General features: G+C 76.0%; 14 protein-coding genes. 5 read left to right on the top strand and 9 right to left on the bottom strand.

From position 1 onward, the window contains the following. The first annotated feature begins 7 nt into the window (after window positions 1-7). The gene (locus tag BJ989_RS02980) at window positions 8-874 is read left to right on the top strand and encodes a DNA-formamidopyrimidine glycosylase family protein (RefSeq protein ID WP_179516937.1); all 867 of its coding nucleotides are present in this window, start codon (window positions 8-10) and stop codon (window positions 872-874) included. Between the two features lie 2 nt (window positions 875-876). Then, window positions 877-1374, top strand: coding sequence for an OsmC family protein (locus BJ989_RS02975; protein WP_343049042.1), 498 nt, complete (start codon window positions 877-879; stop codon window positions 1372-1374). Between the two features lie 86 nt (window positions 1375-1460). Here BJ989_RS02975 and BJ989_RS02970 read toward each other — a convergent pair whose 3' ends face one another. Both BJ989_RS02970 and BJ989_RS02965 read right to left on the bottom strand, forming a co-directional pair. Continuing rightward, window positions 1461-2186, bottom strand: coding sequence for a cation diffusion facilitator family transporter (locus tag BJ989_RS02970; protein ID WP_343049041.1), 726 nt, complete (start codon window positions 2184-2186; stop codon window positions 1461-1463). Next, on the bottom strand, window positions 2183-2575 hold the full coding sequence (locus tag BJ989_RS02965; RefSeq protein ID WP_179516936.1) for an ArsR/SmtB family transcription factor: 393 nt from the start codon (window positions 2573-2575) through the stop codon (window positions 2183-2185). The genes BJ989_RS02970 and BJ989_RS02965 overlap by 4 nt, the downstream gene beginning before the upstream one ends. A gap of 137 nt (window positions 2576-2712) precedes the next feature. Here BJ989_RS02965 and BJ989_RS02960 point away from each other — a divergent pair, with 137 nt between their 5' ends. Further along, on the top strand, window positions 2713-3630 hold the full coding sequence (locus tag BJ989_RS02960; protein ID WP_179516935.1) for a glycerophosphodiester phosphodiesterase: 918 nt from the start codon (window positions 2713-2715) through the stop codon (window positions 3628-3630). A 153-nt stretch (window positions 3631-3783) separates the two neighbouring features. After that, window positions 3784-4137: a rhodanese-like domain-containing protein gene (locus tag BJ989_RS02955; RefSeq protein WP_179516934.1), complete on the top strand. Its 354-nt coding sequence runs from the start codon at window positions 3784-3786 to the stop codon at window positions 4135-4137. Window positions 4138-4158: 21 nt separating this feature from the next. Here the strand turns inward: BJ989_RS02955 and aat are convergent, their stop codons facing one another. Continuing rightward, a complete protein-coding gene (gene aat, locus BJ989_RS02950; RefSeq protein WP_179516933.1) occupies window positions 4159-4863 on the bottom strand; it encodes a leucyl/phenylalanyl-tRNA--protein transferase in 705 nt (234 codons plus the stop codon). A 77-nt stretch (window positions 4864-4940) separates the two neighbouring features. On the opposite strand from aat, the gene BJ989_RS02945 reads away from it, so the two are divergent. After that, window positions 4941-5621 carry an EcsC family protein gene (locus BJ989_RS02945; RefSeq protein ID WP_179516932.1) on the top strand — a complete coding sequence of 227 codons (681 nt, stop codon included), beginning with the start codon at window positions 4941-4943 and terminating at the stop codon, window positions 5619-5621. Here the strand turns inward: BJ989_RS02945 and BJ989_RS02940 are convergent. From BJ989_RS02940 to BJ989_RS02915, 6 genes are read right to left on the bottom strand one after another with little or no spacing between them, the layout of a single operon-like run. After that, window positions 5582-6799 (bottom strand): hypothetical protein, encoded by a 1218-nt coding sequence (locus BJ989_RS02940; RefSeq protein ID WP_179516931.1) that lies wholly within the window; start codon window positions 6797-6799, stop codon window positions 5582-5584. The genes BJ989_RS02945 and BJ989_RS02940 overlap by 40 nt on opposite strands. Beyond that, entirely contained in the window at window positions 6796-8115 is a 1320-nt protein-coding gene (locus BJ989_RS02935) for a hypothetical protein (protein ID WP_179516930.1), read from the bottom strand. Before BJ989_RS02935 ends, BJ989_RS02940 begins: the two co-directional genes overlap by 4 nt. Further along, the gene (locus BJ989_RS02930; protein WP_179516929.1) at window positions 8112-9206 is read right to left on the bottom strand and encodes a hypothetical protein; all 1095 of its coding nucleotides are present in this window, start codon (window positions 9204-9206) and stop codon (window positions 8112-8114) included. Before BJ989_RS02930 ends, BJ989_RS02935 begins: the two co-directional genes overlap by 4 nt. Then, on the bottom strand, window positions 9203-10237 hold the full coding sequence (locus BJ989_RS02925; protein WP_425489980.1) for a hydroxymethylglutaryl-CoA lyase: 1035 nt from the start codon (window positions 10235-10237) through the stop codon (window positions 9203-9205). The genes BJ989_RS02930 and BJ989_RS02925 overlap by 4 nt, the downstream gene beginning before the upstream one ends. After that, a complete protein-coding gene (locus tag BJ989_RS02920; protein WP_179516928.1) occupies window positions 10234-12189 on the bottom strand; it encodes an acetyl/propionyl/methylcrotonyl-CoA carboxylase subunit alpha in 1956 nt (651 codons plus the stop codon). Before BJ989_RS02920 ends, BJ989_RS02925 begins: the two co-directional genes overlap by 4 nt. 5 nt (window positions 12190-12194) lie before the next feature. Then, window positions 12195-13784: a carboxyl transferase domain-containing protein gene (locus BJ989_RS02915; protein ID WP_179516927.1), complete on the bottom strand. Its 1590-nt coding sequence runs from the start codon at window positions 13782-13784 to the stop codon at window positions 12195-12197. Window positions 13785-13837 lie beyond the last annotated feature (53 nt).

Raw genomic sequence — 13837 nt, 5'->3', positions numbered from 1 at the left:
TCGTCGCGTGCCCGAGCTGCCCGAGGTGGAGGCGCTGGCCCTGGACCTGCAGGGCCGGCTGACCGACCGCGCGATCGTCCGCGTCGACCTGGCGAACTTCTCAGCGCTCAAGACCTTCGACCCGCCGGTCTCGGCCCTCGAGGGCACCCTGGTCGACGGGGTGACGCGGCACGGCAAGTTCCTCGACGTCAGCGCCTCCGGGCTGCACCTCGTGATGCACCTCGCGCGCGCCGGCTGGGTGCGCTGGCGCGACCAGGTGCCGGAGCTGCCGCCGCGCCCCGGGGGCAAGTCGCCGCTCGCCGCGCGCATCACCCTCGACGACGGCTCCGGGCTCGACGTCACCGAGGCCGGCACCCGCAAGAGCCTCGCCCTCTACGTCGTGCGCTCCCCCGCCGACGTGCCGGGCATCGTCTCGCTCGGGCCCGACCCCCTCGACGACGCCTTCACCGTCGACCGCTTCCGCGAGATCCTCGCCGACGCGGGCCGCGGACAGGTCAAGGGCGTGCTGCGCCACCAGGGCACCATCGCCGGCATCGGCAACGCCTACTCCGACGAGATCCTGCACGCCGCGCGGATGTCGCCGTTCAAGCCGGCCTCGTCGCTGACCGAGACCGAGGTGCAGACGCTCTACGACGCGGTCCGCACCACCCTGGGCGCGGCGGTCGCCCGCTCGCGCGGCCTCGCGGCCAGCGAGCTCAAGGGCGAGAAGAAGTCGCACCTCGCCGTCCACGCGCAGGCCGGCAAGCCCTGCCCGGTCTGCGGCGACACCGTGCGCGAGGTCTCCTTCGCCGACTCGAGCCTGCAGTACTGCCCCACCTGCCAGACCGGCGGGAAGCCGCTGGCCGACCGGCGCACCTCGAAGTTCCTGAAGTAGTCGTGGAGCACGGCTACGCCCTCAGCGTCACCTGGACCGGCGACCGCGGGGAGGGCACGCGCGACTACCGGGGATACGGCCGCGACCACGTCGTGCGGGCCGAGCCCGTGCGGGGGCAGGCGCCGCCGGACCTGCTCGGCTCGGCCGACCGCACCTTCCACGGCGACCCCGCCCGGTGGAACCCCGAGCAGCTGCTCCTCGCCGCGCTCGCCCAGTGCCACCTGCTGTCCTACCTGCACGTCTGCGTCGACGCGGGCGTCGTCGTGACGGCGTACGTCGACCGCGCGGTCGGCACGGTGCGCACCGACCGCGACGGCGGTGGGCAGTTCACCGAGGTGGTGCTGCGCCCCGAGGTGGTGGTCGCCGACGCCTCGATGCTCGACGCGGCCGCCGCCGCGCACACGCGCGCGCACGCGCTGTGCTTCATCGCGCGCAGCGTCGCCTTCCCGGTGCGCCACGAGCCGGTGGTGCGGGTCGGCCGAGCGCTGCCGCCGTCGTGACCGAGCGGGCACGACGGAGCGCCGCCCTGCTGCGCCTGCGACGGCACGCGCCTTCCCCGGCCGCCGCGCCCGTTGTGCCCCCTGGACTACGACGACCCGCCGCAGCAGCCCTCGCCGCGCCAGGTTTCGCGGCCTTCCCGGACCGCGACGGCGGCGATCACGAGGCCGGCCACCGGGTCGGCCCAGGCCCAGCCGAAGGTCGCGTGGAGCAGCAGGCCGGCGAGCAGCACGGCCGAGAGGTAGGTGCACAGCAGCGTCTGCGTCGAGTCGGCGACGACCGCGCTCGAGCCGAGCGCACGGCCGGTGCGCCGCTGGGCCCACGAGAGGAAGGGCATGACCGCCAGCGACGCGGCCGCCAGGCCGATGCCCACCGGCGACGTCTCCGGGTCGGCCCCCGTCAGCAGCGCCCGGGCCGACTCCACCGACACGTAGGCCGCGAGGGCGAAGAACGACACCGCCATCAGCCGCTGGGCCGCGCGCTCGCGCGACTCCGGCAGCGCGTGGCGGAACTGCCACAGCACGATCAGCCCCGAGGACACCTCGACGACCGAGTCGAGGCCGAAGCCGACGAGCGCGACCGACCCGGCCGCCACGCCGGCGGTGAGGGCCACGACCGCCTCGACCGCGTTGTAGGCGACCGACGCGCCCGCCAGGAGCTGGGCGCGCCGGCCCAGCCGGGCCCGCTGGGCCGGGTCGGTCACGTGCGTGCGGGTGTGCACGTGGGTCGTGCCGCGGCCGGCGTCAGGGCCGTGAGCGGGTCCGTGGTCGTGCCCGGCGTCGTCGCCAGCGCCGTCGTGGCAGGACGCGCTCACGACGCACTCCGGGCGGCGTGCGTGTGACCGGGCCGGGCGCCGGGCCCGGCCACCCCGTGGTCGGCGCACAGGGTGACCGCCTCTCCGGTGCGCTCGAGCAGCTGCTCGGCGGCGGCGAAGAGCGACTCCAGCGCGTCGGGGTGGGTCAGCGACCACAGCGAGGCCCGGCCGACCGGGCGCGAGGTCACGAGGCCGCAGTCGCGCAGGCAGGCGAGGTGCTGCGACACGGTCGACTGCGCGAGACCGACGTGGGCGACCAGGTCCGTGACCCGGTGCTCCCCCAGCGCGAGGTGGCGCAGGATGGCGAGCCGCGTCGGGTCGGAGAACCCGTGGAACAGGCACGCCGCCGCGTCGAGGAGGTCCGTCTGCTGCGGCGTACTCATCGGCATGTGGCGATGATAGAGCACGGCACCGATCGGTGCCAGTGGTCACCGCACGCCCCGCCGCGGTTCACGCACCGGCCACGGGACCGTCGCCCCGGCCTGGCTGAGTCTGAGCCTCCACCCCTTCTCGGAGAGGCACCACCATGACCACCCTGCTCACCTCCCCCACGGCGCGACGCTCCCGGACGCTCGGCCGCGCCGCCCGCCGCCTGGCCGTCACCCTCGGCACGACGGCGGCGCTCACCGCGGCGGCCGCGACCTTCGCGCTGGCAGCTCCCGGTGACGACGTCACCGTGGTCGCCCACCGCGGGGCGAGCGCCTACGCCCCGGAGAACACGCTCGCCGCGGTCCGCGAGGGCGTGCGCCTGCGCGCCGACCTCGTCGAGGTCGACGTGCAGCGCAGCAAGGACGGCGTGCTCGTGCTGGTGCACGACACGACGCTGTCCCGCACCACCGACGTCGAGGAGGTCTTCCCGGGCCGCGCGCCGTGGCGCGTCGGGGACTTCACCTACGCCGAGATGCAGCGCCTCGACGCCGGCTCCTGGAAGGCACCCTCCTTCGCCGGCGAGCGCATCCCCACCCTGCGCGAGGCCGTCTTCGAGCTGCGGCGCAGCCGGGCCGGTCTCCTGCTCGAGGTGAAGTCGCCGGCGCTCTACCCCGGCATCGAGGCCGAGATCGTCGCCGACATGCGAGCCGTGCCCGGCTACGTCGACTCCGCCGTCCGCGCGGACCGGCTCGTCGTCCAGTCCTTCGACTGGCCGTCGATGCGCACCTACGAGGCGCTCGAGCCGACCGTCCCGGTCGGCCTGCTCGGGCGACCGGATCCCGCGCTGCTGCCCGAGCTGGCGACCTGGGCCGACCAGGTGAACCCGAGCCACCGCAGCGTCGACACGGCCTACGTGCAGGCGGTGCACGACGTCGGGATGACCTCCTCGGTCTACACGGTCAACGAGGTCGCGGACATGGAGCGCGCGATCGGCCTCGGTGTCGACGGCATCATCACCGACCGCCCCGACGTGCTGCTGCGCGTCCTCGACGGCCGGGCGCGCAAGGCCGCCTGACCCGGCGGCGGGCGGGGGCCGGGCCTCGAGCCTGCAATTGCTGAGTTGTCGCCCGGTTACCCATCAGTAGGTGGGCGACAACCCAGCAATTGACCCGTCACCGCCCCTGGTCGGCAGCAGGGGTCCGAGCGGGGGCGCGGTTAGGGTCGACCCATGACGCAGCAGCCTGGCCAGGCCGTGCCGACGGTGGCGATCACGGGGGTGCCCGACCCCCTGCCCGAGGGCCTCGCAGTGCTCGACGTGCGCGAGCCGGTGGAGTGGCAGCACGGCCACGTCGAGGGCGCGCTGCACGTGCCGCTCGGCGAGCTGGTGCAGCGCCTCGACGAGGTGCCGACCGACCGACAGGTGCTCGTGGTGTGCCGCGTCGGCGGGCGCAGCGCGCAGGCGACCGCGTGGCTGCAGCAGCAGGGCGTCGAGGCGGTCAACCTCGACGGCGGCATGCTCGAGTGGGAGGCCGCCGGCCGACCGATGGTGAGCGAGCGCGGCGCCCCGCCCCAGGTGGTCTGAGGGCCCCGACGGCCAGCCGGCTCAGCCGGCGAAGGCGGGGGCGGCCGGCAGGGCCAGCGCGCGCGGCAGCGCCGCGAGGTAGTCGGCGCGCTCGACCTCGACCACCCCCAGGGAGGCCAGGTGCGGCGTCGACCACTGCACGTCGAGCAGCCGCTCGCCCCGCGTGGCCGGGTCGGTGCCGGCCAGCAGCAGGTCGACGAGCCCGACCAGCGCGACCTTCGAGGCGTCGCGGACCCGGTGGAACATCGACTCGCCGGCGAAGAGCCCGCCGACCGCCACGCCGTACAGGCCGCCGACCAGCCGCTCGCCCTGCCACGCCTCGACGCTGTGGACCCATCCCAGGTCGTGCAGCCGGAGGTACGCCGCGCGCACGTCGTCGTCGATCCAGCCCTGGGGCCGGCGAGGGTCGGCGCAGGCGTCGACGACCTCGGCGCAGGCGGTGTCGACGCGCACCTCGAAGTCCCGGAGCGACCGGCGCAGGGACCGCGAGACCACCAGGCCGCCGTGTGGCCCGCCGCCGAGTGGCAGGACCCCGCGGCGCACGGGGCAGAACCAGTACGGCGGGTCCCGCCGGCGGCCGGACGGCATCGGGAAGAGCCCGCGACGGTAGGCCGCCAGCAGCGTGCCGGGCTCGAGGTCGGCGCCGATCGCGACCAGGTCGTCGTCGTCGGGGAAGCGGGCGGCGTCGCCGAAGTGCCACGGCGTGGGCGGGGGCTCGACGGGCACGCACCCACCGTAGGGCGCGCGGCCGACCCCACCCCGGGGCGGTGCCCGGGCACGACGACCCTGGCTAGGCTCGCGGCATGGGTCTGAAGGGACGCGTCGGGCGCAGCCTGGCGCCGCGCATCACGCAGCTGGCACCCGACCTCACGACCGGTTTCGTGCGCGAGGCGCTCGCCCGCGCCGTCGCCGGGGTGGGGCCGCTGCCGCCCGCGGTGAAGGCGGCCGACAAGCAGCTCGCGGAGCAGGGCGGTCACGTCGACCGCGCGATCCACGAGGTGATCGAGAACCACGTACGCCTCGCCGGCGCCCAGGGCTTCGCCACCAACATCGGCGGCCTGGTGACCGCGGCCGTGACCATCCCGGCCAACGTCACCGGTGTCACGCTGCTGCAGTGCCGCATGGTCGCCGCGATCGCGCACCTGCGTGGCCACGACCTCGACGACCCGCGGGTCCGCAACGCGGTGCTGGTGACCCTCCTCGGCGAGGACACCGTCGCGAAGATGGTCCGCAAGGGCGAGCTGCCCGGCTCACCGATGGCGCTGGCGACCGCGCCCGGCACGACCCCAGAGCTCGACCGCACCGTCTCGCGCGTCGTCGCGACCGACCTGGTCAGCCGGGTCGTCGGCAAGCGGATGGCGACGACCGTCGGCAAGCGCGTGCCCGTGGTGGGCGGCCTCGTCGGCGCGGGCGCCGACGGCTACGCCACCTGGAAGCTCGGCCGCTACGCCGACCGCGAGCTCCTGCCCCGCACCCGGCGGTAGACCTCCAGCAGGCGCTGGCCGGCGCCGCTGGACTGCAACCGGCGCACGACCTTCTCCCGCAGCCGGTAGGACGGGCGCAGGTAGGACCGCTCGAGCGCCTCGTGGGCCTCGCGCAGCTCGCGGCGCAGCGCCTCCTCGGTCTCCAGGCGACGGGCGTGCTCGAGCAGCAGCGCCCGCACGGCGTCGACCGCGGCGCCTGCCACCTGGTCCTCGGCAGGGGCGTCGGGGTCGCTCCAGGCGGCGCGCGGCGCCAGCCCCACGAGGTCCTCGAGGTCGCCCACCACGTCGTAGCCTCGGTCGCGGACCTGCTCCACCCACCCCCGGGAGAGGTCCTGCGCCCAGGCGACCGCCTCGGGCGGCAGCGCGAGGCGTGGCGAGCCGGTGCGCCGCGAGAGCGTCTGGTGGGCGAGCAGCTCGCGGACGAGCGGACGGTACTGCGCGGGCGCGACGTCGCGGTTGACGGCCTGGTTGATCCGGCGCACCAGCGCGGTCTCGGGCACGCCGAGCGAGGGGTTGCCGCGGTCGGTGTGCAGGTCGATCGGCAGGTCGTCGAGGCCGAAGGCGTGGCTGAATCGCTGCCACAGCAGGTCGGGCGGGGCGCCGGGGGCGGGCACGGTGACCAGGTGGACGTGCTCGGGCGGCAGCGCGTGGCCCCAGCGGTCCAGGATCGCAGGCACCTCCTGCACCCCCCAGAACCACGAGGCCACCTTGCTGCTGCGCGCGGGGTCGCGGACCTCGTCGAGGAAGCGGGCGAAGGACAGCGTCGCGCGGTGCTTGACGTTCTCCTGCCACTCGGCGGGGAGCTGGCGCACCAGGTCGCGCACCGACAGCACGAGGTGCACCTCGACGCCGGGGCGGCCGTGGCCCAGCGAGGTCAGCGCCCGCTCGACCTGCGCGCGTGAGGCGGTCGCGAGGATCTCGTGGCTGACCACGGCCGTGCCCTCGGCGTCGCGCACCCGCTCGGCGAGTGCGTCCCAGGCGCCGACCGCCTCGGTCTCGAGGCCGCCCCACGGCAGCCGCATCAGGTCGAGCGCGGCGAGGAAGTGGGCGTCGAAGCGGTGCGCGGGGTAGCGCACGCCGTGCTCCTCGAGCAGCTCGCGGTTGCGGAAGAGCACGTCCTGGAGGTAGCTGGTGCCCGTCTTCGGGGTCCCGACGTGCAGCAGCACGCGCCTGGTCACGCTGGTCCCCCTCCTGGCAGGTCGGCGGGCCCGCCGCCGAGCAGGGCCGCGATCGCGACGTCGAGCGCCCCCGCGGTCGTCGGCACGACCCCCTCGTGGTCGTCGAGCAGCCGCTCCGGGTCGCCGACGACAGGGTAGCCACCCGCGAACACCTCGTCGTGCAGGCGCCGGGCGCTGCGCTCGAGCCACGGCCGCAACCGCGGGGGTACGCCGGGCGGCGGCGCCAGCGGGTCGGCGCGGCGCGCGACCGCGGCCACCCAGGGCAGCAGGGTGCGGCCGACCAGGACCTCGCGGCGCCGGGGCTCCACCAGCAGGCCCAGCACCTCCGCGACCCGGCGGGCCAGCTCGGCGGCGTGGGCCGGCACCGGGTCGGGCGGGGCGGGCAGGGTGCGGCTGCGCACCAGCCGCGGCAGCGCGGTCGGGTCGAGCACGACGACGAGGCGGCGGGTGCCGGCACGCCCCGCCCAGGTGCGCGCGGCCGCGGCCAGGTCGACCCGCGTCGGCACGGCGTCGCGGCCGGCCCACTCCGCGAGCCACGCGGTCCACGGCGGCGCGCCGACGTCGAGGAAGCGCGAGACCCACGCGTCGGCCAGCATCTGCTCGGTGCCGGTGCCGAGCACGAGCACGCGTGCGTCGCGGCCCCCGATGGTGCGCCCGCGGCGGGCGAGCTCCTCGCGCACGGGGTCGGCCAACCGGGGGTCGCCGACCACGCGGTAGCGCCGGCGCAGCAGCACCGACCACACCGGCGCCTCGACGGTCGGCGGCGGGGTGGCCGCGAGGTCCTCCGCCAGGAGGCCCACCGCGACGCGCAGCAGCTCCTCGGCCGGCAGCGCCGTGGGGTCGACGCCGCGGGTCTCGCCGCGGGAGTCGCCCCGGGGGTCGGGCGCGCCCGCCGCGCCGACCAGGTCGAGGTCGGGGTGGCCACGTCCCGTCGTACCAGCGCTCAGGACGCGGTCGGCCAGCGCCGCCGGCACCGGCTGCCCCGCGGCCAGGGTGAGGCGGCGCAGCAGCTCGAGCTGCTGGGCGCCGGGGAAGTGCCGCGGGTGCCCGGCGTCGTGCGTCGTGCGCTCCGCGCGCGGTGGCGTCGGATCCGCATGACGCGCGCCGACGGGGCCCTCCGCCTCCCCCGCGTGCGTCATGCGCTCCGCGCGCGATCGCGTCGGATCCGCACGACGCAGGGCGGGGTCGGCGGGGACGGCGGGGTCGGCGGGGCCGGCAGGGTCGGCGGGAGCGCCGTCGCGGAAGGCCGGCCAGGGGGTGGTGCCGCCGGAGCGCAGGTGGGCGACCCAGTCCGCAGGGCTGCGGGCGGGGCTCACCGCTCGCGCAGGCGCCGGGCCTGGTGGCGCAGGCGCGCCGCGAGGGCGCGGTCGGGGTCGGGGCGGCGCGCGGCCTCGCGGGTCATGCCCTCGAGCGCGTCGAGCGCGGCGCCGAGCACGAGCTTGGGCGGCACCCGGTCGGGGTCGTGCCACGGGGCGTCGGGCGCGGGTCGGCGCGGGCGCAGGTCGTCGAGGTCGCCGACGACGTCGACGCCGCTGCCGGTGAGCCACTCCAGCCAGCGCTCGGTGCGCTCCTCGACCCAGTCGTACGCCGTGGGGGGCAGCCGGACGGGCGGCGAGCCGCGGTCGGCGAGGTGGCCCTGGGCGAGGTGCTCGAGCACGAGGTGGTCGAACTCCGCCTCGCGCCGGGCGCTACGGCCCATCCGCCGGTTCAGGCGGCGCACGACCTGGGTCTCGGCGGTGCCGAGGGAGCGGTTCTCGCGGTCGGTGTCGAGGGGAGCCCACGCGGGGTCGACCCCCAGCACCTCGCAGAAGCGGTGCCACAGCAGGTCGGGCGGGGTGTCGGGCCCGCGGTGCGGCACGGTCACGACGTGCACCCGCTCGGGCGGCAGCTGGGTGCCCCACGTCTCGAGCACCCGCGGCAGGTCGAAGGCCCGGGCGAACCACGGGTTGCCGTGCTCGACGCGGTCGAGGAAGCGGGCGAAGGACCACTTGCGGCCCTGCTTGACGCTCTCCTGCCAGGCCGCCGGCAGCTGCCGGGCGAGGTCGCGCGCGGAGTAGATGACGTGGACCTCGGAGTCCTCGAGGGCCCGCATCACCTGGCAGACGGTGTCGCGGGTGGCCGGCGCGAGGATCTCGTGGCTGATGACGACGGTGCCCGAGGAGCGGCGCACGCGGCGCAGCATCGCCTCCCACGCGCCCTCGGCGTGGCCCGGCGGGCCACCCCAGTCCTGCCCCAGCAGGTCGAGCGCGGCCTGGAAGTGGAAGAGGTCGGCGTCCACGAACCGCGAGCGGCTCGGGAAGTGCACGCCGTGCCGCGCGAGGCTCTCGGCGTTGCGGGCGAGCCGGTCCTGCACGTAGGTGGTGCCGGTCTTCGGCGCGCCCACGTGGAGGTAGACCGCGCGGCTCATGCGCGTGATTGTGCCCCACGCGCGCGCACGACCGCCGACGGGCTGGGCCGGCCGAGCACGTCCGCCACCCACACGCTGGTCGCCGCCACCGCGTCGAGGTCGACGCCGGTCTCGACGCCGAGGCCCTGCAGCATCCACAGCAGGTCCTCGGTGGCGAGGTTGCCGGTGGCGCTCCGCGCGTAGGGGCAGCCGCCCAGGCCGCCCGCGCTCGCGTCGAAGGTGGTGACGCCGGCCGCGAGCGCGGCGTACGCGTTGGCGAGGGCCTGGCCGTAGGTGTCGTGGAAGTGCACCGCGAGGTCCTCGACCGGGGTGCCGGCCGCCGCGAAGGCCTGCAGCAGCGCGGTGACGTGTCCGGGCGTGCCGACCCCGATCGTGTCGCCGAGGCTCAGCTGGCTCGCCCCGAGGTCGAGCAGCCGGCGACCGACCGCGACCACCTGGTCGACGGGCACCGCCCCCTCCCAGGGGTCGCCGAAGCACATCGAGACGTAGGCGCGGACGTCCAGGCCCTCGGCGCGGGCACGGGCCACCACGGGCTCGAACATCGCGAACTGCTCGTCGAGGGAGCGGTTGAGGTTGCGCTGGGCGAAGGTCTCGGTGGCCGAGCCGAAGACGGCGATGCGCCGCAGACCCAGCTCGAGGGCCCGGTCGAGGCCGCGCTCGTTGGGCACCAGCACGGGCAGCGCGGTGTGGTCGACGCCCGGGTCGTCGGCGAGCAGGCCGACGAGCTCGGCGGCGTCGGCCAGCTGCGGCACCCAGCGCGGGTGCACGAAGCTGGTCGCCTCCACCACGGGCAGGCCGGCGGCGAGGAGCCGACGCACGAAGTCCGCCTTCACCTCGGTCGGCACCAGGCCCGACTCGTTCTGCAGGCCGTCGCGCGGGCCGACCTCCCAGATCGTCACCCGCTCCGGCAGGCCGGGGGCGGGGACCGTCATCGGCAGCGCGGCCGGCGCCGGCGCGGCGGGCGTGCTCGCCGTGGGCTGGGGCGTGGGCTGCGGCGTGGGCTGCCTGGTCGTCCCTGTCGGCTCGCTCACGACGCCGCCTCCTCGGGCCGGGGCTCGGACTCGGGCTCGGGCTCGACGGTGAACAGCGGGTGGCCGAGCGCGACCTGGTCGCCGGGGGCGGCGCCGACGTGGGTGACGGTGCCGTCGAAGGGCGCGGTGAGCGTCAGCTCCATCTTCATGGCCTCCACCAGGCCCAGGGTGTCACCGGCGCTGACGGCCTGCCCCTCGGCCACCCGCACGTCGAGCACCGTGCCCGGCATCGGCGAGAGCACGGCGCCGTCGCCGGCGACCGGGCCGTGGTCGGCGAGCACGTCGGGACGGGTGAAGACGTGGCGCTGGCCCCGCAGCACGACCTCGACGCGGTGGGCGGTGGCGTCGACGACCGCGCGGTGCCGCCGGGTGGCCCCGTCGTGGTCGACGTCGAGCACGACGACGTGCCGGGCGGCCTCGCGCTGGCGGACGGCGAGGCCGTCGACGCTGCCCGCCAGGCCGCCGGGCGCGCGGTGCACGACGACCGGGCGGTCGAGCTCGACGAGCTGCGGCGCCGGGTCGGCGCCGAGGCGGAAGCCGTCGGCGGCGAACGGGTCGCCCGCCGGGCTCGCGAGCGCGGTCAGCATCGCCTGCGTCCAGGCAGCGACGACCCGCGCGGTGTCGGCGTCGGCGGGCGTCAGCTCGGCGGCGACGTCGACGCGGTCGAGCCAGGCGGTGTCGACCGGACCCGCGGTGAAGGCCTCGCTCGCGGTCAGCTCGCGCAGGAAGCCGGTGTTGGTGGTGAGCCCCAGGACGGCGGTCTCGTCGAGCGCGCGCACCAGCGCTCGACGCGCGGCCTCGCGGTCGGGGCCGTGCGCGACGACCTTGCCGAGCATCGGGTCGTAGGAGGTGGAGACGACCTGCCCGTCCTCGAGCGCGTGGTCGACCCGGACCCCGAGGCCCGTCGGCCAGCGGACGATCGAGGCCTGGCCCGCCTGCGGCAGGAACCCGGCGTAGGCGTCCTCGGCGTAGACGCGCGCCTCGATCGCGTGACCGCGCGGTGCCCCGACGTCGGCCTGGGTGAGCCCGAGCGGCTCGCCGGCGGCGACGCGCAGCTGCAGCTCGACGAGGTCGAGCCCGGTCACGGCCTCGGTGACCGGGTGCTCCACCTGCAGGCGGGTGTTCATCTCGAGGAAGTACGCCTCGCCGCTGGCCTCGTCGAGGAGGAACTCGACCGTGCCGGCGCCGGTGTAGCCGACGTGGGCGGCCAGCGCGACGGCCGCGTCGAGCACCCCGCGGCGCTGCTCGTCGGTGAGCCCGGGAGCCGGCGCCTCCTCGAGCACCTTCTGGTGGCGCCGCTGCGCCGAGCAGTCGCGCTCGTGCAAGTGCAGCACGGTGCCGTGGGTGTCGGCCATGACCTGCACCTCGACGTGGCGACCGCGCTCGACGTACTTCTCGACCAGCAGGGTGCCGTCGCCGAACGCCGAGACGGCCTCGCGGGCGGCGGCGTCGCGCGCCGCGGCGTACTCGGCCTCGGAGCGCACCACCCGCATGCCCTTGCCGCCACCGCCGGCGGCGGCCTTCACGAGCACGGGGTAGGCGAAGGTGGCGGGGTCGTCGTCGAGGGAGTACGACGGGACGACCGGCACGCCCGCGGCGACGGCGATGTCGCGGGCGGCGTCCTTGCGGCCCATCGCGTCCATGACGTCGGCGCTCGGCCCGACGAGCGCGATCCCGGCGGCCTCCAGGGCGCGGGCGAAGGGGGCGCGCTCGGAGAGGAAGCCGTAGCCGGGGTGGACCGCCTGGGCCCTGGAGGCCCGCGCCGCGCCGACGACCGCGTCGACGTCGAGGTAGGACGGCACCCGGACCACCGCGTCGCAGGCGCGCACGTGGGGGGCGTCGGCGTCGAGGTCGGTCGCGACGGCCACCGCGCGGATGCCGAGGCGCGCGCAGGTGCGCGCGACGCGGACCGCGATCTCGCCGCGGTTGGCGATGAGGACGGTGTCGAACATCTGGCTCACATCCTGAAGACGCCGTAGGCGGGGGCGGGCACGGGCGCGTGGGCGGCGGACGCGAGGCCCAGGCCGAGCACGCGGCGGGTGTCGGCGGGGTCGATGACGCCGTCGTCCCAGAGCCGGGCGGTGGAGTAGTAGGGCGAGCCCTGGTGCTCGTACTGCTCGCGGATCGGGGCCTTGAAGTCCTCCTCGGCCTCCGCGCTCCACTGCTCGCCGCGCGCCTCGAGGCCGTCGCGCTTGACGGTCGCGAGCACCGAGGCGGCCTGCTCTCCGCCCATGACCGAGATGCGCGCGTTGGGCCACATCCACAGGAAGCGGGGGTCGTAGGCGCGCCCGCACATGCCGTAGTTGCCGGCGCCGAAGGAACCGCCGATGACGACGGTGAACTTCGGGACGACGCTGCACGCCACCGCGGTGACGAGCTTCGCGCCGTCGCGGGCGATGCCGCGGTTCTCGTACTCCCGGCCGACCATGAAGCCGGTGATGTTCTGCAGGAAGACCAGCGGGATGCCGCGCTGGTTGCACAGCTCGACGAAGTGCGCGCCCTTGAGCGCCGACTCGCTGAAGAGGATGCCGTTGTTGGCCACGATGCCGACGCGGTGGCCGTGGATGCGCGCGAAGCCGCACACCAGGGTCTCGCCGTAGAGCCGCTTGAACTCCTGCAGGCGGCTGCCGTCGACCAGGCGCCGGACGACCTCGCGCACGTCGTAGGGCGTGCGGGTGTCGGCGGGCACGACGTCGTAGAGCGTCTCGGGGTCCTCGAGCGGCTCCTCGACGGGCGCGGGCGGCTCGGCGGGCGTCGCGGCGGCGTAGGGCCGTGCCCCGGTCGCGGGCAGCGTCTCGACGATGCCCCGCAGGATCGCGAGCGCGTGGGCGTCGTCCTCGGCGAGGTGGTCGACCACGCCGGAGGTGCGGGCGTGCACGTCACCGCCGCCGAGCTCCTCGGCGGTGACGACCTCGCCGGTCGCGGCCTTCACCAGCGGCGGGCCGCCGAGGAAGATCGTGCCCTGCTCCTTGACGATGACGGTCTCGTCGCTCATCGCCGGCACGTAGGCACCGCCCGCGGTGCACGAGCCCATGACCGCGGCCAGCTGCGGCACGCCCTGCGCCGACAGGTTGGCCTGGTTGAAGAAGATCCGGCCGAAGTGCTCGCGGTCGGGGAAGACCTCGTCCTGCATCGGCAGGAAGGCGCCGCCGGAGTCGACCAGCGCGATGCAGGGCAGGTGGTTGTCGGCCGCGACCTGCTGGGCGCGCAGGTGCTTCTTGACGGTGATCGGGTAGTAGGTGCCGCCCTTGACCGTGGCGTCGTTGGCGATGACGACCACCTCGCGGCCGTGCACGCGGCCGATGCCCGTCACGATGCCGGCGCTGGGCACGGCCTCCTCGCCGTCGCGCGCGCCGTACATGCCCGTCGCCGCGAGCGGGCTGAGCTCGAGGAAGGGGCTGCCGGGGTCGAGCAGCCGGTCGACCCGCTCGCGCACGAGCAGCTTGCCGCGCGCGGTGTGCTTGGCCCGCGCCGCCTCGCTCCCGCCCTGCCGGGCGACGGCCAGCCGGGCGCGCAGGTCGGCGACGAGGTCGCGGAGCTCGCTCATGCGTCCCAGGTTAGCGATCGTTAACCTGCGGCGTCCAGCGGCGGTCCCCGGCC

The organism is Nocardioides perillae (assembly GCF_013409425.1).
Classification (GTDB): domain Bacteria; phylum Actinomycetota; class Actinomycetes; order Propionibacteriales; family Nocardioidaceae; genus Nocardioides; species Nocardioides perillae.
The sequence above is the reverse complement of the archived record's forward strand: the minus strand, read 5'-3'. Positions and strand labels throughout refer to the sequence as shown.